The sequence below is a fragment of the Dermatophilaceae bacterium Sec6.4 genome (assembly GCA_039636865.1).
Classification (GTDB): domain Bacteria; phylum Actinomycetota; class Actinomycetes; order Actinomycetales; family Dermatophilaceae; genus Allobranchiibius.
The window spans coordinates 3,566,512-3,588,039 of sequence record CP144172.1 but is presented as its reverse complement, the minus strand read 5'-3'; the positions used below and the strand labels follow the sequence as shown (position 1 = coordinate 3,588,039).

At 66.5% G+C, this 21,528-nt stretch carries 20 protein-coding genes; 9 read left to right on the top strand and 11 right to left on the bottom strand.

Annotated features, from left to right (window positions below):
- Positions 1-71: 71 nt before the first annotated feature.
- On the top strand, positions 72-986 hold the full coding sequence (locus V3G39_17100; GenBank protein XAS76337.1) for an aldose 1-epimerase family protein: 915 nt from the start codon (positions 72-74) through the stop codon (positions 984-986).
- A gap of 70 nt (positions 987-1,056) precedes the next feature.
- On the opposite strand, the gene V3G39_17095 is transcribed toward V3G39_17100, so the two are convergent.
- Entirely contained in the window at positions 1,057-1,821 is a 765-nt protein-coding gene (locus tag V3G39_17095) for a 3-hydroxyacyl-CoA dehydrogenase (GenBank protein ID XAS76336.1), read from the bottom strand.
- A gap of 104 nt (positions 1,822-1,925) precedes the next feature.
- Positions 1,926-3,086, bottom strand: a complete 1,161-nt coding sequence (locus V3G39_17090; GenBank protein XAS76335.1) for an acyl-CoA dehydrogenase family protein — start codon at positions 3,084-3,086, stop codon at positions 1,926-1,928.
- A 120-nt stretch (positions 3,087-3,206) separates the two neighbouring features.
- Between V3G39_17090 and V3G39_17085 the strand changes: the two genes are divergently transcribed.
- The 4 genes from V3G39_17085 (at position 3,207) to V3G39_17070 (ending at position 8,234) form a co-directional block, all read left to right on the top strand.
- Positions 3,207-5,327, top strand: a complete 2,121-nt coding sequence (locus V3G39_17085; protein ID XAS76334.1) for a DUF6421 family protein — start codon at positions 3,207-3,209, stop codon at positions 5,325-5,327.
- Complete coding sequence (locus tag V3G39_17080) at positions 5,324-6,013, top strand: SDR family NAD(P)-dependent oxidoreductase (protein XAS76333.1); 690 nt, start codon at positions 5,324-5,326, stop codon at positions 6,011-6,013. Before V3G39_17085 ends, V3G39_17080 begins: the two co-directional genes overlap by 4 nt.
- 155 nt (positions 6,014-6,168) lie before the next feature.
- Complete coding sequence (locus tag V3G39_17075; GenBank protein XAS76332.1) at positions 6,169-7,074, top strand: DUF559 domain-containing protein; 906 nt, start codon at positions 6,169-6,171, stop codon at positions 7,072-7,074.
- Between the two features lie 98 nt (positions 7,075-7,172).
- Positions 7,173-8,234 (top strand): low specificity L-threonine aldolase, encoded by a 1,062-nt coding sequence (locus V3G39_17070; protein ID XAS76331.1) that lies wholly within the window; start codon positions 7,173-7,175, stop codon positions 8,232-8,234.
- Between the two features lie 7 nt (positions 8,235-8,241).
- Here V3G39_17070 and V3G39_17065 read toward each other — a convergent pair whose 3' ends face one another.
- The 6 genes from V3G39_17065 to V3G39_17040 form a co-directional block, all read right to left on the bottom strand.
- Positions 8,242-9,519 carry a hydroxyacid-oxoacid transhydrogenase gene (locus V3G39_17065; GenBank protein XAS76330.1) on the bottom strand — a complete coding sequence of 426 codons (1,278 nt, stop codon included), beginning with the start codon at positions 9,517-9,519 and terminating at the stop codon, positions 8,242-8,244.
- On the bottom strand, positions 9,516-11,339 hold the full coding sequence (locus V3G39_17060; GenBank protein ID XAS76329.1) for an ATP-binding cassette domain-containing protein: 1,824 nt from the start codon (positions 11,337-11,339) through the stop codon (positions 9,516-9,518). The genes V3G39_17065 and V3G39_17060 overlap by 4 nt, the downstream gene beginning before the upstream one ends.
- 27 nt (positions 11,340-11,366) lie before the next feature.
- A complete protein-coding gene (locus tag V3G39_17055; protein ID XAS76328.1) occupies positions 11,367-12,260 on the bottom strand; it encodes an extracellular solute-binding protein in 894 nt (297 codons plus the stop codon).
- 69 nt (positions 12,261-12,329) lie between these two features.
- Positions 12,330-12,845 carry a helix-turn-helix transcriptional regulator gene (locus tag V3G39_17050; protein ID XAS76327.1) on the bottom strand — a complete coding sequence of 172 codons (516 nt, stop codon included), beginning with the start codon at positions 12,843-12,845 and terminating at the stop codon, positions 12,330-12,332.
- 33 nt (positions 12,846-12,878) lie between these two features.
- On the bottom strand, positions 12,879-13,670 hold the full coding sequence (locus V3G39_17045) for an SGNH/GDSL hydrolase family protein (protein ID XAS76326.1): 792 nt from the start codon (positions 13,668-13,670) through the stop codon (positions 12,879-12,881).
- Positions 13,667-14,344, bottom strand: a complete 678-nt coding sequence (locus V3G39_17040) for a uracil-DNA glycosylase (GenBank protein ID XAS76325.1) — start codon at positions 14,342-14,344, stop codon at positions 13,667-13,669. The genes V3G39_17045 and V3G39_17040 overlap by 4 nt, the downstream gene beginning before the upstream one ends.
- Positions 14,345-14,407: 63 nt before the next feature.
- Here V3G39_17040 and V3G39_17035 point away from each other — a divergent pair, with 63 nt between their 5' ends.
- Complete coding sequence (locus V3G39_17035) at positions 14,408-15,751, top strand: pyridoxal-dependent decarboxylase (protein XAS76324.1); 1,344 nt, start codon at positions 14,408-14,410, stop codon at positions 15,749-15,751.
- A 59-nt stretch (positions 15,752-15,810) separates the two neighbouring features.
- Here the strand turns inward: V3G39_17035 and V3G39_17030 are convergent, their stop codons facing one another.
- The 3 genes from V3G39_17030 to V3G39_17020 all read right to left on the bottom strand — a co-directional run bounded on the left by V3G39_17030 (position 15,811) and on the right by V3G39_17020 (position 17,957).
- Positions 15,811-16,821: a type IV toxin-antitoxin system AbiEi family antitoxin domain-containing protein gene (locus V3G39_17030; protein ID XAS76323.1), complete on the bottom strand. Its 1,011-nt coding sequence runs from the start codon at positions 16,819-16,821 to the stop codon at positions 15,811-15,813.
- 213 nt (positions 16,822-17,034) lie between these two features.
- Complete coding sequence (locus V3G39_17025; protein XAS76322.1) at positions 17,035-17,763, bottom strand: VOC family protein; 729 nt, start codon at positions 17,761-17,763, stop codon at positions 17,035-17,037.
- A gap of 2 nt (positions 17,764-17,765) precedes the next feature.
- On the bottom strand, positions 17,766-17,957 hold the full coding sequence (locus V3G39_17020) for a CopG family transcriptional regulator (protein ID XAS76321.1): 192 nt from the start codon (positions 17,955-17,957) through the stop codon (positions 17,766-17,768).
- 142 nt (positions 17,958-18,099) lie between these two features.
- Here V3G39_17020 and V3G39_17015 point away from each other — a divergent pair, with 142 nt between their 5' ends.
- The 3 genes from V3G39_17015 to V3G39_17005 all read left to right on the top strand — a co-directional run bounded on the left by V3G39_17015 (position 18,100) and on the right by V3G39_17005 (position 21,508).
- A complete protein-coding gene (locus V3G39_17015) occupies positions 18,100-18,402 on the top strand; it encodes a DUF3263 domain-containing protein (protein XAS76320.1) in 303 nt (100 codons plus the stop codon).
- 224 nt (positions 18,403-18,626) lie between these two features.
- Complete coding sequence (groL, locus tag V3G39_17010) at positions 18,627-20,264, top strand: chaperonin GroEL (protein ID XAS76319.1); 1,638 nt, start codon at positions 18,627-18,629, stop codon at positions 20,262-20,264.
- Positions 20,265-20,377: 113 nt separating this feature from the next.
- Entirely contained in the window at positions 20,378-21,508 is a 1,131-nt protein-coding gene (locus V3G39_17005) for an aminotransferase class I/II-fold pyridoxal phosphate-dependent enzyme (GenBank protein ID XAS76318.1), read from the top strand.
- Positions 21,509-21,528: the final 20 nt, after the last annotated feature.

Genomic DNA, 21,528 nt, shown 5'->3' with positions numbered 1-21,528 from the left:
CAGCATTTGGACATGCCGAGCGGGTCACATCTGACCCGCCCAGCATGTCCAAATCGTGGTCAACTAGAGCTATGCAGACAGTCTTTCCCAGTGGCGAGCAGTGGACCATCCAGCACGGCGACCATGAGGCGGTGATCGTCGGTGTCGGCGGCGGACTGCGTAGTTACCGGGTCGGTGAGCGTGATCTGCTGCACGGCTACCCCGAGAGCGCCAAGGCGGATGCCGGGCGCGGGCAGGTGCTGATGCCCTGGCCCAACCGGATCCGGGACGGGAAATACACCTTCGCCGACAAAACCCAGCAGTTGGCCCTCACCGAACCGGCCCGGTCCAACTCCTCCCACGGACTCGTGCGCTGGGCCAACTGGACTGTGCAGCAACACGATGCTGATGCAGTTGTGGTCCAGCACGTGCTGCGCCCGCAGCCAGGATGGGACTGGACGCTGCGCTTGCAGATCGCCTACACGCTCAGCGACAACGGGCTGATGGTCACGCCGTCGGCGACGAACCTCAGTAACAGCACGGCGCCGTTCGGGTACGGCGCGCACCCGTACCTGACTGTCGGTGAGTCGATCGACGACGAGGTCACGCTCACCGTCCCGGGCGCCCGCACCCTGACCGTCGACGAACAGCTGATCCCGATCGGTTCGGCCCGGGTAGAAGGCACGGCGTTCGACTTCCGTGACGGCGCGTCGATCGGGGCCACCCAGCTGGACCACTGCTACGCCTGGCTCACTGCCCATGACGGTCGATGGTCGGTGTCAGTTCAGCTGGGCGAGCACCGCACGACGTTGTGGGCGGACGCAACCAGGTTTCCCTACGCGCAGGTGTTCACCGGTGACTCGTTGCCGGAGCAGAAGGCGCGGCGCACCGGCATCGCCGTCGAGCCGATGACCTGCCCGTCCAACGCGTTCAACTCCGGCGACGGACTGCTGTCGCTGGAGCCGGGACAGACCTGGACCGGCAGCTGGGGCATCAAAGGGTCCTGACCCGCCCGACCGACTCCGCCTGCCGCTTTCACGTTTGCCTCGCTGGCGACCAAAATGCGGGGAGGGCGGGTCAGCGGGGTGGCATCCGCAGCGCGCCATCGAGGCGGATGACCTCGCCGTTCAGCATCGGATTGTCGATGATGTGCGCGACGAGTGCGGCGTACTCGGCGGGCTTGCCGAGGCGGGAGGGGTGCGGGACCTGCGCTTCGAGCGCTTCCATCGCCTCTTGCGGCAGACCTGCGAGCATCGGCGTCTCAAACGTGCCGGGAGCTACCGTCATGACCCGGATCTGCTGCTGAGCAAGATCACGTGCCGCGCTGAGGGTGAGCCCCACGATGCCACCCTTGGACGAGGCGTACGCCGCCTGGCCGATCTGACCGTCGTAGGCCGCGACCGACGCGGTCATCGTGATGACACCGCGCTCGCCGTCGACCGGATCGTTCTCGAGCATGGCCGCCGCTGCCAACCGCAGCACGTTGAAGGTGCCGATCAAGTTGATCTCGATGACGTCCTTGTAGTCCTGCAGCGGGTGGATGCCACGCTTGCCGACGATCCGCCCGGGGGTGCCGATCCCAGCGCAGTTGACAGTGACGCGTAGTTCACCGAGTGCGCGTGCGGCGTCGATCGCTGCCTGCACCTGGGCTTCGTCGCGGACGTCTGCGGCCACGAACCGGGCGCGCTCGCCGAGTGAGTCCGCGACGTCGGCACCGGGGGACCGGTCCAGATCGAGGATGACGACGGCCGCGCCATCTGCATGGAGGCGACGGGCGGTGGCCTCGCCGAGGCCGGATCCGCCACCGGTGATGAGGGCGACGGTCGAATCGGTGATCTTCATGGGTGAGCCTTTCGGGTGCAATGAATCCAAATAGAGCCGGTGCGATGAGGGGCAGAGTTGCTGGCCAGGCGCAGAGCGACTGTCAAGCTACTGCCTGCACCGCGCTAGCGGGTGACGCGCGCCAGCAGGTGCCGCGCGATGACCATGCGTTGGATCTGGTTGGTGCCTTCGAAAATCTGAGTGACCTTGGCGTCCCGGAACATCCGCTCGACGGGGAAGTCAGCGGTGTACCCCGCCCCGCCGAGCACCTGGATCGCGTCGGTCGTGACCTTCATCGCCGCGTCGGTGGCGACGAGCTTGGCTATCGAGGCCTCCGCGGCGTATTCGCGTCCGGCGTCCTTCAGTCGCGCCGCCAACAAGTAGGACGCGCGTGCGCTGTTGGTCGAGGCGGCCATATCGGCGAGCATGAATTGCAACCCCTGGTTGCTGGCGATGGTCCGGCCGAACTGCTCGCGGGTGCCCGCGTAATGCACGGCGGCATCGAGTGCAGCCTGCGCGAGTCCCGTTGCGCAGGCGGCGATTCCGAGGCGTCCGGCGTCCAGGGCGGACAGCGCCAGCCGCATCCCATCGCCGTCCGCGCCGATGCGTCGACTCGCGTCCACCCGCACGTCGTCGTAGCGCATCTCGGCGACCGGGTCGGCGGCCAGACCCATCTTGCGTTCGGGCGTCGCAGCGCTCAGGCCGTCCGCGTCGCCCGGCACCAGAAAGCAGGACAGTCCTTTGCTTCCGGTGTCGGCGGTGCGCACGAAGCTCGTGTAGTAGTCGGCGTGGCCGGCGTGCGAGATCCAGGCCTTGGTGCCGCTCACGACGTACGCGTCGCCGTCCTGCGTGGCGCGGGCGCGGGTCTTCATACTGGCGATGTCCGAGCCGGCCTCCCGTTCGGACAGGCAGTAGGCGCCCAGCAGTTCCCCACCCAGCATGTCGGTCAGCCAGTTCTCCTGCTGCTGCGGCGTGCCGGTGCTCACCAGTGGGAAACAGGTCAGTGCATGCACGGAGACTCCGACGGCCACACTCATCCAGGTCGCGGCGATCTCCTCGAGGACCTGCAGATAGGTCTCGTAGGGCTGCCCGCCGCCGCCGAGTTCCTCGGCGTACGGCAAACCCAGCAGGCCGCTTGCACCCAGGGTGCGGTAGACCTCCCGGGGCATCTCGCCGTCGCGTTCGGCGGCATCTACGCGGGGCGCGAGCTCTTTGACGCACAACTCTCGAACAAGGGCGATGAGTTCGGCGCCGGCATCGTCGGGCAGGAGGCGATTGACCGTCATACCTCCGACTGTAATTGGCCCCCGGAGCCTCGATGTGACGCACCCCACGCGGCAGCTTGCTACCGCAAATAATCTCGTTTAAGCTTCGAAATGCAATAAATAATCTCGCTTGGAGGCGTCGTGGCTGTCTTTCCGAAGGTATTGGTCGAACAGGAGCACTCCAGTGCCTGGGCGCTCGAGCGGTCGCTCGCGGCGATCATCAATCCCGCCAATCCCGACGACGCCAGCCTGGAGCAGGCAGCGCTCGCACTACGCGCGCGGGGTTTCGAAGTTGTGGCGCGCCATGACGGCCCGGTTACCGTGCCCGCTCTGGCCGATACCGATGTCTACGTCATCGCCCACCCCGCCGACGGCAGGTCCGAGCGGGTCGCCGGAACGCTGCCCGCCGCGTTCGAGCCGGCCGAGATCGATGCAGTGCTGGAGTTCGTCCACGGCGGCGGCGGCCTCGTCGTCCTGGCCGACTGTGACCAGGACGTACACGGCAACAATGTGAACGATCTGCTCGCCCGAGTGGGGGTGCGGGTTCGCAGCACCGTGGTGCACGAGTCCGTCGACGGCGGCCACCGCCACCACGACAACGCCACCTGGGTGCTGGCCGACATGCCCGACCGATCCGGTCAGGGCCTGCTCGCCGGAGTGGACCAACTCTGTTTCTACCGCACCGGTGTGATCGACATCGAGGCCGGCGCCGAGGTACGCGTACTCGCCCGCACCAGCCCCACGGCCTTTCCATCCGGTGAGGCGCTCGCAGTGACGACGACCTACGGGGAGGGCCGGATCGTTGTCCTCGCCGACTCCGACATCATGGGCGATGACTCCATTGCCGAGTTGGATCACGCGCAGTTCTGGACCAACGCCGTCACCTGGGCGGCCGGGCAGCGGATCAGCGACGTTCGGCACCTCACCCGTGGTGTCGAAACCATGGGTGAATGGCTGCGGTTGAAGCAGGCTGTTGAAGAGCTGCGCCTGATGCAGGCCAAGAACGGCTCCATCGACGGCGCGGCGCACGACCACGCCCGCGCAGCCGATCTCGTCGACACGATGAAAACCGAGATCGCCGCGCTCGCACCGCGATTCCCGCACGACGTGGACTACCTGACGTTGCTACCGGTCGACCTGGACGCCTGGGTCGATGGCGGCTTCGGCGTCCCCGACTTCCTGGACTCCCTGCTCGCCTTCCGGCCCGATCAGCACCGCGAAGACGGCATCGAGCACCTCGTCGTCTTTCCGATGTACACCCAGAACGGCAACCTGGACCGGGTTTTCGAGGCCCTGCTGCTGTGGGTGGCGTGGCCGGACTGGCTGGCGAAGGTGGAGGCGACCTACGACAACCCGATGTTCCTGGCCGTCAATTTCATCGACTTCACCCCCGGTTACGACACCAACTCCGCCGTGCTCTTCCCCGAAACCGTTGCAGTGCGGGAGGTTCCCAAGTTCCACTGGGGCGCCATCTTCTGTGACCGCGAGGGTGCGCGCTTCCGCCGCGTCGTGCGCGAAGCATCCGCACTGCTGTCGCTACAGCTGCCGCCGGAGGCCGAGCGACTGGTCGCCTCCCAGGACATCGCAGCGAGCACCTTCGCCATGTGGGACCTGATCCACGACCGCACCCACAGCCACGGTGACCTGCCGTTCGACCCGTTCATGATCAAGCAACGGATGCCGTTCTGGATGTATGCGCTGGAGGAGTTGCGCTGCGACCTCAACACCTTCCGGCAGGCTGTCCTTCTGGAAGGACAGGGTCAGCCGTACGCCAAGTTCGTGCAGCACGCGATCCTCTTCGACCGCATTTTCCGCTTCCCGATCACCGGGGACCGTACGCGTAACTACGACGGGCTGGGTGGGCAACTGATGTTCGCCTACCTGCACCAGCACGATGCGCTGCGCTGGACCGACAACAAGCTGTCCTTCGACTGGCGTCGGGTGCCCGAGGTCATCGTGGCGCTGTGCGACGAGGTCGAGCACCTCTACCGTTCCGGCATCGATCGGTCCCGCGTCGGGCACTGGCTCGCGGCGCATGAATTCATGGCGCGGTACGTCGCACCGCACCCCGCGTCGACCTGGGCCAAGGGCGCGGAGGCACTGCCGCTCGACGGCCCGTTGAAGCTGATGGTGGATGCCGTGCAGCCGGACGAGTTCCCGCTCAACGTGTTCTACGAGGCGTTGCGTAAGAAGATGACCCCCACGATCGCCTCGACGGCCGGCATCACGGCCGTCAACGCCGAAGTACCCCAGGTCGCATGACCGACCTCAGCGGGCTTGTCGTCGTCGTCACGGGCGCCACCGGAGCGCTCGGACCGGACGTTGTGGGACGCGCGGCCGCAGCCGGTGCGCAGGTGGTCGCGGTCGGGCGCGACGCCGCAGCGATGGATACGTTGGTTGCTGCAGGCAATGGAGCGGTCAGCGCGAGCGCGGTCGATCTCTCGAACGAGCAGGAGACCCTTGCCTGGGGTCACGAGCTCTATCAGACCCACGGACGTATCGACGGGCTGCTACATCTGGTGGGCGGCTGGCGTGGCGGCATGGGCATTGTCGAATCCGACCTCACCGACTGGGATGTACTGCATACGTCGCTGATCCAGACGCTGCAGCACGCGAGCCGGGCACTGCATGACCCGATACTGGCCAGTCCGCGCGGGCGGCTGGCGATCGTGTCGTCGACCGGGGTCGCGAAACCGCGGGCCAAGAATGCTGCCTACGCAGCGGCGAAGGCAGCGGCCGAGGCCTGGACGCTGGCCGTGGCGGACTCGTTCAAGGACAGCGACGCCGCTGCGAGCGTCGTACGGCTGATGGCGCTGCTCACACCTGCGATGCGTGCGGCCCGCCCGGATGCGGCGTTCAAGAACTACCGCGAGGTCGACGACGTCGCCGCGCAGCTGATCGGCCTGTGGGACCGCCCGGCGGCGGAGGTCAACGGCGCGATCCTCTAGCCGTCTGCAGCGATGGACATGCACTTCACGGCTGGCGTGGCAAACAACCGCGCAACCTGGGCAGTCGTCGGCCACGGATCCTAGAAGTGCAGGTTCGTCGCTGCACCTGTGGATAACTTCGGTGACTGCCGAGTTGACTCGGTAATGCTCGGTAAATGGACCAGAGTGCTTTGCTGGCTCTTGCTCAGTGCGGGGGATGGGCGACTCGCGCTGAGTTGCGGGCCTTTGTCGGCGACAGGTGCATCGATACCGCCGTTGCGATGAAAGTCATCCATCGGGTGGGGCGCGGGCAGTACACATCGGCAGGTTTCGACACCACGCGAGGGGCGGCGCGCGAGCTCAGCGCGGTCATCAGCCATCGAAGTGCCGCGCTGCTGCACGGTTGGTCCGTCCGTTCCGAACCCACGCGGCCCGAACTGACCGTTCACCGGACTCGGAAGATAGCGTCGCCGCGACGTCGAGGGTGCGACATCCGGTGGCGCGATCTGCCCACGGGAGATGTTCAGGAGATTCTGCTCACGACACCGATCCGAACCGTCGTGGACTGTGCGCGCGATCTGCCCTTGGTCGAGTCCCTCGCGGTAGCCGACTCGGCGCTACGTTCCGGGTTGCTTTCTGCCGGCGAGTTGGTTGAACAGGTGGCTTGCCTTCCCCGCTTCGGCCGATCGCGGGCGGCGCTGGTTTTTACGCAGGCCTCAGCGCTCGCGGCCAACCCCTTCGAGTCGACCTTGCGGGCGCTCGCCCTGGAAGCGGTCGGCCCGGTCTTCACGCCTCAGGCCGAGTTGGAGGTCGCCGGACACCGGATACGTCCAGATCTGGTGAGCGAGTCACTGCGAATCGTGATCGAGGCGGACAGCCACGAGTTCCACACACAGCGCGCGCAACTGGTCCGGGACTGCTGGAGATACGACGAGCTGATTCTGGGTGGCTGGATGTTGCTGCGCTTCTCGTGGGAACACGTGATGCACAACGAGGACTGGGTCCGATCCACGGTCGCGCGGGCGGTCGCTGTGCAGCGAGCGACAGGTAGTTCAATCCCGTCAGGTTTCCGAACTGCGTAGCCGCGGGGTTGTTTGGGTCGGCAGCCGTGAAGTGCATGTCGCTTGCAACGGCGGGGTGCGATGAACGCCCGGGCGGGTGGATCTGTGACGATGTCGGTATGACTGAGGGCCTGCCGATTCTGCACGACCGAAACGCTCGCGGATTCGCCAGCGACAACTACTCCGGGGTGCACCCGGAGGTGCTCGCTGCGATCGCCCGAGCCAACGGCGGCCATCAGACGGCGTACGGCGACGACGTCTACACCGCGCGGCTGCAGGAGGTCTTCAAAGGGCACTTCGGGGACCGGGTCGAGGCATTCCCGGTGTTCAACGGAACGGGTGCGAACATCGTTGCGCTGCAGGCAGTGACGCAGCGCTGGGAGTCGGTGATCTGCACCGCGAGCGCGCACATCCACGTCGATGAGTGCGCTGCACCGGAGCGGATGGGCGGGTTGAAGCTGATGACGGTGCCGACGCCCGATGGCAAGTTCACCCCGTCGCTCATCGACACGGTGGCTATTCGGCAGAACGACGAGCACCACGCGCAGACGAAGGTGGTCTCCATCACCCAGACGACCGAACTCGGTACGGCGTATTCGGTGCAGGAGATTGCAGCAATTGCCGAGCATGTGCACACCCGTGGTTGGGTGCTGCACGTCGACGGGTCGCGACTGTCGAATGCGGCAGCGACACTGGGTGTTTCGTTCAAGCAGATGATCACCGACACCGGTGTCGACATCCTGTCGTTCGGCGGCACGAAGAACGGTCTGATGGTGGGTGAGGCCGTGGTTGTGCTCAACCCCGACGTGGTCCAGGGAATGAAGTACCTCCGCAAGCAGTCGATGCAGCTGGCGTCGAAGATGCGCTTCATCTCCACCCAGTTGGAGGCGCTGCTGACGAATGACCTCTACCTGCGAAACGCCGCGCACTCCAATGCAATGGCCCGGCTGTTGGCGGAGCGGGTTCGCGACATCGACGGGCTGCAGATTCCACGCCCGGTGCAGGCCAACGCGGTCTTTGCGATCCTACCGACCGCGGTCAGCGAGCGACTGATGGAGCACTTCCGGTTCTACTTCTGGGACGAAGCCACGGGTGAGGTGCGCTGGATGTGCGCTTTCGACACGACCGAGGACGACGTCGAGGCCTTCGCGGCGGCGATCCGCACGGAGATGACCCGCTGACGCTCACTCACCACAGGTTCAGGGAGGCCTCGAAGATGTCGTGCAGGTCCTGCTCGGTGACCTCTTTCGGCGCCGTCGCCAGCAGACGCTGCTGCTTCATCGTTCCTTCGACGAGGTCATCGAAATCAGCACTTGAATAGCCGATGGCACCGACGCCGTTCGGTATGCCGATTTCCTGCATCAGGGATCGAAGTACCGACGGCAACTGGTCGCCCGGGTCGTCGGTGCGTGGCGCGTCCGGCGCGAGAAGGTCAGCGGCGCGCAGGTGCCGGTCCGGCGAGGCGTCGAAGGTGAAGGCGAACGCGGCCGGTGCGGTCAGGGCGACGGACATCCCGTGCGGCACCATCGCCTCGTCCTGCGGGTAGTCGGCGGGTCGGTAGTCGCGCACCCGTCCTGCAATCGGATAGGCGTTGGCGTGCGGGATGTGCACCCCTGCATTGCCGAAGCCCATCCCGGCAAACGTGGCGGCCAACGCCATGTCGAATCGCGCGCTGACGTCCGAGCCGTCCAGCACCGCCCGGCGGAACGATCCGGCCATCAGCATCAGGGCCTTCTCCGCCCACATGTCGGCGACCGGGTTCGCGCCGCAGTAAGGCACCCGCTCGCCCGGCTTCTTGGCCGCGAACGAGGTGTACGGCTTCGCCGTATAGCTCTCCAGGGCATGGCACAAAATGTCCATCCCCGAGCAGGCGGTGACCATGGTGGGCTGACTGACCGTCAGATCGGGGTCGACCACGGCGACGGTCGGGCGCAGCGAGGCATGGCTGATGCCGGTCTTCACGTGTTGCGACAGCACATCGAGTACGCAGATCGTGGTGCTTTCCGAGCCGGTGCCGGTCGTGGTGGGTACGGCGATCAGCGGCTTGAGCGGCTGCGTCGGGTCGGCGCCACCACCGACCGGTGCGTTGACATAGTCCATCAGCTCGCCGGAGTTGGTGGTGAGCAGGTTGACCGCCTTGGCGGTGTCGATGCAGGACCCACCGCCGACGGCGACGAAGGCATCCCACGGACCGTTCTCGCGGGCCCATTCGACGGCCACGGCCAGGCTCTCGTCCGTCGGCTCGACGTGCGACCCGTCAAAGATGGCAACCTGCACACCGGCTTCGCACAGCGAGTCCGCGACGTGTCGGGGAGCGCCGGTGGCTGCGACGCCCAGATCGGTCACGATCAGCACCCGTCTCGCGCCCTGCGCCGCGAGGTCGTAGCCGACTTCGCGGGAGGCGCCCGGCCCCAATTTCAGGTGGGGGGCGGCATAGGTGAAGACGGTTTCGCGCGCGGGACTCATTTCGCCAGTATGTCCGTCGTCCTCGTGTCGGGCACAGGCCACACCACGATGCGTGCCGGGTCCACGTCGAAGCGACGTCGGCTGCCCAACGGCACCTGGGCGAGATCCCGCACGCTCGCGGACAGTCGCACACTCCCGCCGAGATGGAGGGTGACGGCAACATGCGAGCCGAGGTCGGCGGCGTCCTCGACGAGCGCTTCGTAGCGCCCGCTCACACCCAGGGTGACGTCCTGCGGGCGGATACACCACGTGACCGGCGCCCCGGGAGCGACGCCGGTCAGCACGTCGAAATCGCAGTCTCCGGCACGCAGCAGTCCGGCAGCGGTGGATATGCCGGGCATGACGTCCGGTATGCCGACCAGGCGGGCCACTGCCGGTGAGGCCGGATGTCGGTAGACCTGCGTGATCGGGCCCGCCTGCAGCAGTTCACCGTCTGCGATCACCAGCACTTCATCGGCCAGCATCGCGGCCTCGACCGGATCGTGGGTCACCAGCACCGTGGAGAGGCCGCTTTCGCGCTGGAGTCTGCGGACGGTGGACTGCAGGCCGGAGCGCACCGGCGCATCGAGTGCCGAGAACGGCTCGTCCAGCAGCACCAGTTGCGGTGCGCTGCTGAGGGCCGCGGCCAGGCTGACCCGTTGCCGTTGACCGCCCGAGAGCTCGTCGGGTCGTCGTTCGAGGAGGTCACCCAGGCCGAGTTCGGTCAGCCACCAGGCAGCCAGGCCGGGATCTGCGCGGACCCCGAAGGTCGCATGCTCCCACACCGTGAGGTGCGGGAAGAGGCCGCGGTTCTGTGGGACGTAACCGACGCCGCGTCGCTCGGCGGGCACGTCGCCCACCGGCCGCACCCCGAACTGCACGGTTTCGCCCGGGGTGTCCGACAGGCCGGCGATGGCCCTGAGGGTGAGGCTCTTGCCGGCGCCGGAAGCACCGAGGATCGCCAGCCGGTTGCTGCCGGCACGATGCATGAGATGGATCCGGAAGTCGCCGACCCGGTGGTCGAGGGCGAAAGCTACCGGCGTCGCCATCGCCGGTTCGGGGTGCACGGGCAACGGGGGATGGGCTCGGTGGCGACGTCGCTTCAGCCGGAAGCCGCTCAGCAGCAGGCCCGCGACCGCGATGACGAGAGCCAACGCAGTAGGCGCCTGCGTCGTGGGTAGCCCGGTCGAGGAGAACTGCACGGAGGTGAAGACCGGCAACGTGTAGGGGTGGTAGGCGAGCAGCACCGTGGCGCCGTACTCGCCCAACGCGCGTAGCCAGGTGAGCACCCCACCGGCGCGAATCCCGTTCGACGCCAGCGGTAGATCGATTTTCCAGAATCGTGACAGCGGTCCGTGGCCGAGTGTCGCCGCCAGATCGTCCAGGGCCGGGTCACGTTCCGCGAAGGCTGAGCGCGCTGCAATCACCAGGAACGGGGCCGCGACGAAAGTCTGCGCGATGACCACCCCGGCCAGACTGCCGGTGAGGTTGTCATCGAAATGTGAACCGAGCCAGGTGTAGGGCCCGACCAGATAGATCAGCACGATGCCGCTCATGACCGGCGGCAACGCGAGCGGCAGCTGCACAGCGACCGTCACGATTCGCGCGACCGGGCCACGAGCGTGCGCCAGCCAGTGCGCGAGCGGCACCCCGAGCAACACCACGATGAGCGTGGAGATGCTGGCGGCCACCACCGAGGTACGCGCTGCAGCCCACAGGCCGCTCTGCCCGAAACCGCGATCCCCGGATGTCGCGAACCGCCACCCGAAGTAGATCAACGGCACCAGGAGGTAGATCGCGAGCAGCCCGCCGAGATACTTCAACGGGCTGCTGCGGGTCATGCTGCGCGATGCGGTGACTGGTCGCTCCTATTTCGCCGGCAGCAGGCCCGCAGGTACGGTGCCGGTTGCTTTCGGCGGGTCGGCCACGGTGAACGCGGCGTCTTTGAAGATGCCCTGGACCTGGGTTCCCAACAGATACTTCACGAAGGCCGTCGCGCCCGCTGCGTTGGGGGCATTTTTCAAGACGGTGACGGTGTACTTCGCCCCCAGGTCAGTGCCGGTCAGTGGCACGGTCGAAATGTTTGCCGTCTTCGCCTCACTGGCGTAGAAGAACCCCGCATCCAACTGACCCGTCTGCAGATCGGCCACCAGGGTCTCCTCGAGGAAGACGTTCTTGGGGCTGGCGGCAATTTTGTTGAGGGCCGGATGGGCCTTGCCGACCGCTGCCAGGGCTTGCGCGGTGAACTTGCCCTTCGGGTCCGTCCTGGGGTCGGTGAAGCCGACCTTGAACCCCGGCTCGGTGATCACGTCGTACCAGGGTTTGGTCCTCAGATCATTCGCGAACCTGCTCTTGGGGTTGATGCCGAGGACGAGCTTGGAGGAGCCGAAGGTGATGTACCAGCTGACCCAGTTGCCGTTGGCCTGACCCTGAAGCAGCTTGTCGGCGGCCGGGCTGGCGCTGACGAAGACGTCCCCCTTGCGGACCTTGCCCTTGATCTGATTCGCCAGACCCGTGGAACCGGCACCGAAGCCGCTGAAGTCGTAACCGGTGTTCTTGGTGAAGTCCGGCCCGATCTTTGTCTCCATCAGCTTCACCAGTGATCCGGCGTAGAGAACGCTGACCTTGCCACTTCCCTTCGTCGTACCGCCTGAGCTAGGTGTGGCTGTTGCGGATTCGGGCGCAGGGGAACTACTGCTGCACCCCGCCACGGCGGTCGCGGTAGTAGCCGCGATGACCAGGGCGCCGAGGAGACGTTTCATCGAAGAGTGCCTTTCACCGGAGAGCATCTGTTGGTCGCCCATCCTGCCCTACGGGTAGTCACGATGCGACTAGTGAGGCGGGTCCTGGTCGATTGCATTGAGGAAGTCCACAGCAGCCTGGGTAGACAGCTTGCGCCACAACAGAATTCGAGCCTCGAAGTCTGCGGTGCCGGCAAGTTCTTGCTGCATGTGGGTCAGCCGTAGTTCGAATGCCGCGCGCTGAGCGCCGATCAGGTCGGCAGGCGCATCCCCGACACCGTCGATCAAGGCCAGCTTCAGTAGGAACAGCGAGCGGAAGTCGCGTACCCGACTCACCGGTTCGGTGAGCCACCACTCGATTTCGGCTCGACCCTCCGCCGACACGCGCACCACGGTCCGGCGCGGTCCGCGGTCACCCAGCTCGTCGGCTTCTTCGATGACCAGTTCGTGCTCGATCAACCGGGCCAACTCCCGATAGACCAGTGGCCGGGTCACACTCCACACTCTGCCCAGGTCCCCGCCGGGTTGCAGACGTCGGGCGATGGCGAAGCCGTGGGTCGGGCCCTGAGCGATTGCTCCGAGCACGGCGTACGCCGCCGGAGTCATCCGTGCTCGCTCAGGTGACACCCCTTCGGCAGCTCAGTCGTTCGGCCGGGTCAGCGGCCGCGGCTGTGGGGCCTTGGGCTGCAGGTCATCACCTGAACTGCGCCCGCGCAGTCGCCGCTGCACCCATGGGGCCAGGTAGTCCTTGGCCCAGACGGCATTTTCATGCGCGATCCGGGTGCGTGACTGCAGCGGCCCGGCCGGCAGTGCCGTCGCCCACTCGCGCTCACCCTCGATCAGCCCGAGGGTCCAGGCGGCCTGCAGCGCGACCCTGCGGTGACCGTCGGTGGACAGGTGCAGCCGGTCCGGTGCCCACATGCGGATGTCACGCAGCGAACGCATCGACCAGATGTCCAGGACGTAGGCCTCGGTGCGTTGGGCGATGCCCCACACGTTGGCGTTATGGGCCGAGACGCGTGGTCGAGCAGCCTTGATCACCGGGGCGAGGCCGGGGTCGGCCAAGGTGGCGAGCAGCACATCGGCGCCTGCATCGCGCGCGCGACGGGTCGCGGCCTCGAGTTGATCGGCGATGCCGTCCAGATCGGCCTTGGGTCTCAGGATGTCGTTGCCTCCGCCCACCATCGACAACAGGTCCGGCTTCATCGCCAGGGCGGCATCCAACTGGGACCCGGCGACGTCGTGCAGCAGCCGCCCCCGGACAGCCAGGTTCGCGTATTCGAACTCGGTCCGTTGCTCGTCGTTTCGCTTGCCCAGTTGCCCCGCGAGTCGATCGGCCCAGCCGATGTAGTTCGCCGGCGCACCCGGGTCGGCGTCGCCGACGCCCTCGGTGAACGAGTCGCCGATCGCGATGTACCTGTGCCACCTCATACCAAACTCCAGTCGACGGGTGAGCATCCCTGCTCCGTCAGCAGCGTATTCGCCCGGCTGAACGGCTTGGACCCGAAGAATCCACGGCGTGCCGACAAGGGCGACGGGTGCACGCTCGCGATGTAGGGAGTACTGCCCAACTGCGGGATGACCAACTGGGCGTCGCGTCCCCACAGGATCGCGACCAGGGGCTGCGCACGGGCCACGAGACCCGCGATAGCGCACCCGGTGACCTCCTCCCACCCCTTTCGGCGGTGGCTACCGGAGTTGTTCGGCTCGACGGTGAGCACCCTGTTCAGCAGCAGTACCCCTTGGGCCGCCCACGGGGTGAGATCGCCGTTGCTCGGAGTCGGTACTCCGAGGTCGGTGCTCAGCTCCGCGTAGATATTGACCAGGCTGCGCGGCACCGGGCGGACGTCGGGAGCGACGCAGAAACACAACCCGATCGAGTAGCCGGGGGTGGGATACGGATCCTGGCCCAGGATGAGCACCTTGACCTCGTCCATCGGCTGTTCGAATGCGCGCATGACCGCCGGCCCCGGGGGAAGGTATCCGCGACCGGCCGCGAGCTCGGCGCGCAGGAAATCACCGCAGGCAGCGATGTTGTCTGCGACCGGGGCCAGCGTCTGGACCCAACTCGGGTGGATTGACTCGGGGAGGGCAGCGGTCGGCATACCCCCAATTTACGAGGTCCGCCACGGCCCGTGCCTACCAGCCGGGGCACCTACACTCGCTGCGTGCATGAGTTCAACGAAGACACCCAGGCCCTCGGCGAGTCCATCCTGCGGTACGCCGCGGAGCGTCTGGCGCTTGATCCGGTGCCGCTGGACGGCCCGCGCAGCAAGGAGTACCTGGACTCGGTTGCCGGGCAGGCGCTGACCTCGGGCGGGCTCGGCGGGCAGGAGGCGTTGCGCCTCTTCGCCGAGGAGCTCTCGCTGGCGTGCCTGTCGATTGACCACCCGCGTTACCTGTCGTTCATCCCGTGCGCCCCGACCCGCGAAGCGGCGATGTTCGACCTGGTCGTCGGTGCCTCCTCGATCTACGGTGGGTCGTGGCTGGAGGGCGCAGGCGCCGTGTATGCCGAGAACCAGGCGCTGGGCTGGATCGCCGGTCTGGTCGGACTGCCTGAGACCGCCGGGGGGTCGTTCGTGCAGGGCGGCACCATCGGCAACCTGTCGTCGTTGGTGACCGCGCGGAGTAGCGCCCGCAATCGTCGCGGCGGGCGGCCCTTCCGTGTTGCGGCGACGGTGGGCGCCCACTCCTCTATTGCCTCGGCGTGTGAGGTGATGGATGCGCAGATGGTGCCGGTGCAGACCGATGACGGGATGCGCCTGACGGGGGAGCGGCTACGCGAGGTGCTGCTGGAGCACGGTCCGGAGACCTTTTTCGCGGTGGTCGCGACATGCGGCAGCACCAACTTCGGCGTCATCGACGACCTCACGTCGGTCGCAGACGTCTGCGAAGAGTTCGGTATCTGGTTCCACGTCGACGGTGCCTACGGCGGCGCCGGTCTGGCCGCCCCGAGCGTGCGGGCCAAGTACAACGGCATCGAGCGATGTGACTCCTTCATCGTCGACCCGCACAAATGGCTCTTCGCGCCGTTCGACTGCTGCGCGCTGCTCTACCGCGATCCGTCGCAGGCGCGCGCCGCGCACACTCAGCACGCGTCCTACCTCGACGTGCTCAATGACGCACCCGACTGGAACCCCACGGACTACTCCATCGGCCTGACCCGTCGCGCCCGCGGTCTGCCGCTGTGGTTCTCCCTCGTCGCGAACGGCACCCAGGCATACACCGATGCTGTCGAACGCACGTTGGAGGTGACCCGTTTCGCCGAGGAGCAGGTGCGCTCGCGTGAATACGTCGAAGCGGTCCATCATGCAGACCTGTCGGTGCTGGTCTTCCGCCGGCTCGGATGGGACTCTGCGGACTACCACCGCTGGTCCGATGGCCTGCTGCAGCGCCAGGAAGGTTTTGTGGTGCCGACCTCGCACGACGGGGAGACGCTGGCACGGTTCGCGATCGTCAACCCCCGCACGACCGAGGACGACATCGTCGCGATTCTGGACTCGATGGCCTGAGCGTCGCTCATCCGGCTCCGGCCGCATCTTTTGGTGAGGGTGCGGCAATAGCGTCACCCTCACCACAAGATGCGACCTCCGGTGCGCGCCTGAGCCGTGCGCAGCCAGCCAACGATGCGTTCGGGGTGCGGCAGGTCTTCCCACGTCACCCGGATGACGATGTAGCCGAGCCGGTTCAGGGACAGTTCGCGGTGTTTTTCGGCCACCAACGCACCACGAGCTGCGGCACCGCGGTATTTCAGCATCCCGTCGAACTCGATGATCACCGGTGAGCCATCGAGTGCCAGGTCGACTCGCGCAACGAAGTCGCCGAATTCGTTGCGTATGACGAGCTGGGGCGTCACGTCGAACCCCGCGCCGTCCACGAGCAGCCGGAGGCGAGATTCGCCTGGCGATTCGGAGCGGCCATCCACGAGTCGGGGATGCGCGGAGAGCGCGCTGCTGCCCCTGGTGCCAGTAAGTTCCGTGCATGCCTCGCCGAGTCGGCCGACGCTTGTGAACCCCGCGTGCAGGGCCGCGTCGGCGGCTACCACCGCTGCCTCCAGTCCCAGGGTGCAGCCCGTCTGGGCCACTGCCCACGCAGCTGAGGCCACCCAGACGTTATCGATGAGCATCGACTGCAGTGCCGGTGCAGAACGGTGCATCCGCACGCCGCTGCGGCGCGTCCGCGTCCGGATGCCACCGTTGCTCAGGTGGGTGTCCAGAACTGCCCTGGTGGACCAGACCGGCAGCCCATGGAGCAGCAGAGCCGACTCATGGGTAACGACCACAGAATCATTCATCGTCAGGACGATCGATCGAATCCGGCGCACGGCGTCCTCACGGTCGGCGGAGAAAAGGTCGGCAGAGATGTCCGTTGGGCTGTCCGAGGAGCCATTGTTGATGGCCGGTGGCAGGTAATAGGCGCCATAACCCGGCGTGCGCAGCTGCCCGGTCCGGCACCAGGCGCGGAGCTGACTGTCGGGACACCCGAGTTCCTGTGCGTCGGATCGGGTGAACGCATACCCCTGCGCGGCGGCGCGGGCGATCAGCGCAGAGCTGATGCCGGCCGGGAAGGTGGACTGTTGCATGGTCAAGAGGGTCACATCGGCCACAGTCCAGCAACCCCGGCATCGGCTGCCAGTGTGCTCCCGGGTGCGGTGGATAACCGGCCCGACAACAGCAGGGGGTGGACGCACTGTGCGGACGATGGCGCGGGGTGCATCTTTTGACGAGGGTGCGGCTATTGCTCACCCATCGTCACAAGATGCGACCCGAGCCGCTTTGGCGAGGCCGGCCGAGGGTCACGCCGGGTGAATCTCGAGTGACTGGCCGTCGGGGTCGGTGACATGGACCGAGCGCTGGGAGCCTCCGGCCACCACGTGGGCATCGCCGTGGCCGCCGCTGCGCAGGGTTTCCGCGATCGCGTCCAGGTCGCGTGTCGTACTCAGTGCCAACTGCACGACAGCCACGTGGGCGCTGGTGGCGTGCGTTCGATCGCCGGTGTCCGGGCCCGCGGTATGCAGGCCGACTATGCCGGTGCCTGCGGAGAACTCTGCGTAGTCCGCATTCGACGTACTGACCGAACGACGCAGCCCGAGTGCCTGCAGGAACGGCACGTACGAGCCGGCGGGGTCAGTGAACCGCACAGCGACGACTGAGGTCTGCAGGTCCGGGCGCGGCTGCAGCGATTCGTACCCGTAGGTGTCGGTGTGTCGCGAGTTGATCTGCACGGTGTCGCCCAATGGATCGGTGATCAGCAGCGACGCCCCGAACGTCTCATCGATGTAGTTCGTGCCGAGTCGCTCGGCGAGCCCGGGCAGGTCGGTGGTCTCAAAACACAGGTTGGTCTGACCGGGTGTGCTCGGTGAGTCGGCATTGCTGGTGGCGTGCAACCAGACGCGCCCCGCGCCGGCATGCAGGTCGATCCAGCCCGAGGACACCACTGCGGGGGAGAGCCCGAGCAGCTCCAGGAAGTCGCGCATGGCGGGCAGATCATCGGTGTAGCGGATGGCGGCGACAGTCAGGGACATGGTCACGATTCCTTTACCGGGCGGGAGGAGCGGGGGTGTGGGGCGTCGCCGTCCAGGTAGTCGGTCAGCGCCCGCGAGACGAGGGTGGACAGACTGCTGCCCTCGTCGATCGCGCGGTGCTTGACGCGGGTCACGAGATCGGGTGGCAGGTAGACGTTGAACTGCACTTTCGGGGACGGGTCCTTGGGCGACATGAAAGAATGCTAGCAAAATAGTAAGCGAGCAACAACCTATCGGAAGATCGGGGCGACCCCGACTGCCCCGTCCCGGAATGACATCGGTGTCATTCGCTCCTACTATTGGGTCACCCGTCCCCGATGTCCCGAGAGGATGCTGATGAGCGTCGCCCCCGCCGAGGCCCAACCGCCGCAGGCCGTCAATGCCCTGTCGACGCGCGAACGCAGCATTCTGGACTTCGAGCGCACCTGGTGGAAGCTGCAGGGATCCAAGGAACAGACGATTCGTGAAACATTCGAGTTGAGTTCGACGCGGTACTACCAGACGTTGAACTCCCTCATCGACACCCCGCAGGCGATGGCGTACGACGCGATGCTCGTCAAGCGCCTGCAGCGGCTGCGCGCCGGTCGGATGCGGCAGCGCACGGCGCGCCGTCTCGGCTTCGACGACGACAAAGACTGAGCCGCCTCGACCGAGGACTTCAGGAACGGTCCGTCCCGTCGTTTGCACTCGCATGGGGAGAGTGCCAATAATGGCGTTAGCACTCTCGCTATGAGAGTGACAGACAGTGGCCGTCCGACGAGAGCCGCTCACCTCCCGCGCACCGTACGCCCGGGCAGGCGCGACTCGTCCGTCGCGGGCGTCGTATGGCCAGCTTCGGTACGTAATGTGGGAGGACCACACAGATGGCTAAAATCATCGCTTTCGACGAAGAGGCCCGTCGCGGCCTCGAGCGAGGGATGAACATCCTCGCCGACGCCGTGCGCGTCACGCTCGGCCCCAAGGGTCGCAACGTAGTGCTGGAGAAGAAGTGGGGCGCCCCCACGATCACCAACGACGGTGTCAGCATCGCCAAGGAGATCGAGCTGGAGGACCCCTACGAGAAGATCGGCGCCGAGCTGGTCAAGGAGGTCGCCAAGAAGACCGACGACGTCGCCGGAGACGGTACGACCACCGCAACCGTGCTCGCGCAGGCGATGGTGCGTGAAGGTCTGCGCAACGTTGCGGCCGGCGCGAACCCGATGGCGCTGAAGCGTGGCATCGAGGCCGCCGTGGCCGCCGTGTCCAAGGCACTTTCGGACCAGGCCGTCGACATCGAGACCAAGGAGCAGATCGCTGCTACCGCCTCGATCTCTGCTGCTGACCCCCAGATCGGCGAGCTCATCGCCGAGGCGATGGACAAGGTCGGCAAGGAAGGCGTCATCACCGTCGAGGAAAGCAACACCTTCGGTCTGGAGCTCGAGCTCACCGAGGGCATGCGCTTCGACAAGGGCTACATCTCCGGCTACATGGTGACTGACACCGAGCGCATGGAGACCGTGCTGGACGACCCGTACATCCTGGTCGTCAACTCCAAGATCTCCAGCATCAAGGACCTGCTCCCGCTGCTTGAGAAGGTCATGCAGTCCGGCAAGCCGCTGATGATCATCGCCGAGGACGTCGAGGGCGAGGCCCTGTCGACCCTGGTGGTCAACAAGATCCGTGGCACCTTCAAGTCCGTGGCCGTCAAGGCTCCCGGTTTCGGTGACCGTCGCAAGGCCATGCTCGGCGACATCGCCATCCTGACCGGTGCGCAGGTCATCTCCGAAGAGGTCGGCCTCAAGCTCGACACCGCCGAGCTGGACCTGCTGGGTACCGCGCGTCGGGTGACCGTCTCCAAGGACGAGACGACCATCGTCGAGGGTGCGGGTGACGCCGACCAGATCGCCGGTCGGGTCAGCCAGATCCGCGCCGAGATCGAGAACTCCGACTCCGACTACGACCGCGAGAAGCTGCAGGAGCGGCTTGCCAAGCTCGCCGGTGGCGTTGCCGTCATCAAGGCGGGCGCGGCGACCGAGGTCGAGCTCAAGGAGCGCAAGCACCGTATCGAGGACGCCGTTCGCAACGCGAAAGCCGCCGTCGAAGAGGGCATCGTTGCCGGTGGTGGCGTTGCGCTGCTGCAGGCGACCGACGCTGCATGGGCAACCCTGTCGCTCGAGGGCGACGAGGCTACCGGCGCGAACATCGTCAAGGTGGCCGCGCAGGCTCCGCTGAAGCAGATCGCCAAGAACGCCGGGCTCGAGCCGGGCGTCGTTGTGGACAAGGTGCGCAACCTGCCCTCCGGTCAGGGCCTGAACGCCGCGACCGGTGAGTACGTCGACATGATCGCCACCGGCATCATCGACCCGGCAAAGGTGACCCGTTCGGCGTTGCAGAACGCCGCATCGATCGCCGCGCTCTTCCTCACCACCGAGGCCGTCATCGCTGACAAGCCGGAGAAGGCTTCAGCTGCGGCCGCCGGTGGCGGCGACGAGATGGGTGGCATGGGCGGTATGGGCTTCTAAGTCCAGCTCAGCACAACCAGCACCAAAGCAGGATGAAGCGGCGCGCTCTTTGGGAGCGCGCCGCTTCTCGTGTGTGCGCGAGAGCTCAGGCCTGCTGAATGAAAGGATGGGCTATGCCGATTCTCGATGCCGACCTGGATGAACTTCGCGCGACCCGCACCAGCATCAAATGGCGCCTTTACGGCCCCGATGTAGTGCCGGTCTGGGTGGCTGAGATGGATTGTGTGCCCTGCGAGCCGGTGGTTGATGCCGTCACCTCGGCCCTGCGGCGGGGTGACGTCGGGTACGCCGCACCCGGCCCGCTCGAACAGACGTTCGCGCAATTCGCCGCATCCCGCTGGGGCTGGGCCCCCGACCCGGCGGCGATGATGATGCTGCCGGACGTGATGATCGGTATATCCGAGATCATCCGCTCGAACACAGTGGCCGGCGCTGCGGTTGTCGTGAGCCCGCCCTGCTACGACTCGTTCTTCGGGTTCGTGCAGTCCCTGGGTCGGCGACTCGTGACGGCGTACCTCGACTCGGACTTCCGCCTCGATCCCGAGGCGCTGGAAGCTGCGTTCGCCGAAGCCGGGCCCGGCTCGGCGTACATCCTGTGTAACCCGCAGAACCCCACCGGCACAGTGCACACGGCCGCCGAACTGGCGATGCTCGCCGGTCTCGCCGACCGCCACGACATCCTGGTGATCAGCGACGAGATCCACGCTCCGCTCACTCACCCGGGGGTGACCTATACGCCGTACCTCGCTGTACCCGCAGCGAGCCGCGGGATCGCGGTCGTCAGCGCCTCCAAGTCATGGAACCTGGCCGGGTTGAAGATTGCGCTCGCGGTACCGGGCGCCGATGCGGCCGGGTCGCTCGGCATGTTGCACGAGGTGGTCACGCACGGCGCCAATCACCTCGGAGAGATTGCACACGTCGCGGCATACGCGCACGGAGCCGGGTGGCTTGATGAACTACTCCTCGAGCTGGGTGAACGACGAGTTCTACTGCGCCAGCTACTCGCCGAGCACCTCCCGCAGGTTCGAATGGTCGACGCCGAGGCCACCTACCTCGCCTGGCTGGACTGCTCGGCGCTCGGGCTGGACGACCCGCACGCGTGCTTCCTGGAGCGGGGCAAGGTCGCGGTCAGCGCCGGCGTGAACTACGACCCGCGCAGTGCCCAGTTCGTCCGCTTCAATCTCGCCACATCGCCGCAGGTCATCCGCGAAGCAGTGCGCAGAATGGCGACGCTGGTGCACTGAGCTGCAGCGTGGCTGGTCCT

Excerpts from the sequence above, each read along its gene's own strand:
- V3G39_17100 (XAS76337.1), top strand. The coding sequence starts at position 72 with ATGCAGACAGTCTTTCCCAGTGGCGAGCAGTGGACCATCCAGCACGGC.
- V3G39_17095 (XAS76336.1), bottom strand. The coding sequence starts at position 1,821 with ATGAAGATCACCGATTCGACCGTCGCCCTCATCACCGGTGGCGGATCC.
- V3G39_17090 (XAS76335.1), bottom strand. The coding sequence starts at position 3,086 with ATGACGGTCAATCGCCTCCTGCCCGACGATGCCGGCGCCGAACTCATC.
- V3G39_17080 (XAS76333.1), top strand. The coding sequence starts at position 5,324 with ATGACCGACCTCAGCGGGCTTGTCGTCGTCGTCACGGGCGCCACCGGA.
- V3G39_17075 (XAS76332.1), top strand. The coding sequence starts at position 6,169 with ATGGACCAGAGTGCTTTGCTGGCTCTTGCTCAGTGCGGGGGATGGGCG.
- V3G39_17070 (XAS76331.1), top strand. The coding sequence starts at position 7,173 with ATGACTGAGGGCCTGCCGATTCTGCACGACCGAAACGCTCGCGGATTC.
- V3G39_17065 (XAS76330.1), bottom strand. The coding sequence starts at position 9,519 with ATGAGTCCCGCGCGCGAAACCGTCTTCACCTATGCCGCCCCCCACCTG.
- V3G39_17060 (XAS76329.1), bottom strand. The coding sequence starts at position 11,339 with ATGACCCGCAGCAGCCCGTTGAAGTATCTCGGCGGGCTGCTCGCGATC.
- V3G39_17055 (XAS76328.1), bottom strand. The coding sequence starts at position 12,260 with ATGAAACGTCTCCTCGGCGCCCTGGTCATCGCGGCTACTACCGCGACC.
- V3G39_17050 (XAS76327.1), bottom strand. The coding sequence starts at position 12,845 with ATGACTCCGGCGGCGTACGCCGTGCTCGGAGCAATCGCTCAGGGCCCG.
- V3G39_17045 (XAS76326.1), bottom strand. The coding sequence starts at position 13,670 with ATGAGGTGGCACAGGTACATCGCGATCGGCGACTCGTTCACCGAGGGC.
- V3G39_17040 (XAS76325.1), bottom strand. The coding sequence starts at position 14,344 with ATGCCGACCGCTGCCCTCCCCGAGTCAATCCACCCGAGTTGGGTCCAG.
- V3G39_17030 (XAS76323.1), bottom strand. The coding sequence starts at position 16,821 with ATGCAACAGTCCACCTTCCCGGCCGGCATCAGCTCTGCGCTGATCGCC.
- V3G39_17025 (XAS76322.1), bottom strand. The coding sequence starts at position 17,763 with ATGTCCCTGACTGTCGCCGCCATCCGCTACACCGATGATCTGCCCGCC.
- V3G39_17020 (XAS76321.1), bottom strand. The coding sequence starts at position 17,957 with ATGTCGCCCAAGGACCCGTCCCCGAAAGTGCAGTTCAACGTCTACCTG.
- V3G39_17015 (XAS76320.1), top strand. The coding sequence starts at position 18,100 with ATGAGCGTCGCCCCCGCCGAGGCCCAACCGCCGCAGGCCGTCAATGCC.
- groL (XAS76319.1), top strand. The coding sequence starts at position 18,627 with ATGGCTAAAATCATCGCTTTCGACGAAGAGGCCCGTCGCGGCCTCGAG.
- V3G39_17005 (XAS76318.1), top strand. The coding sequence starts at position 20,378 with ATGCCGATTCTCGATGCCGACCTGGATGAACTTCGCGCGACCCGCACC.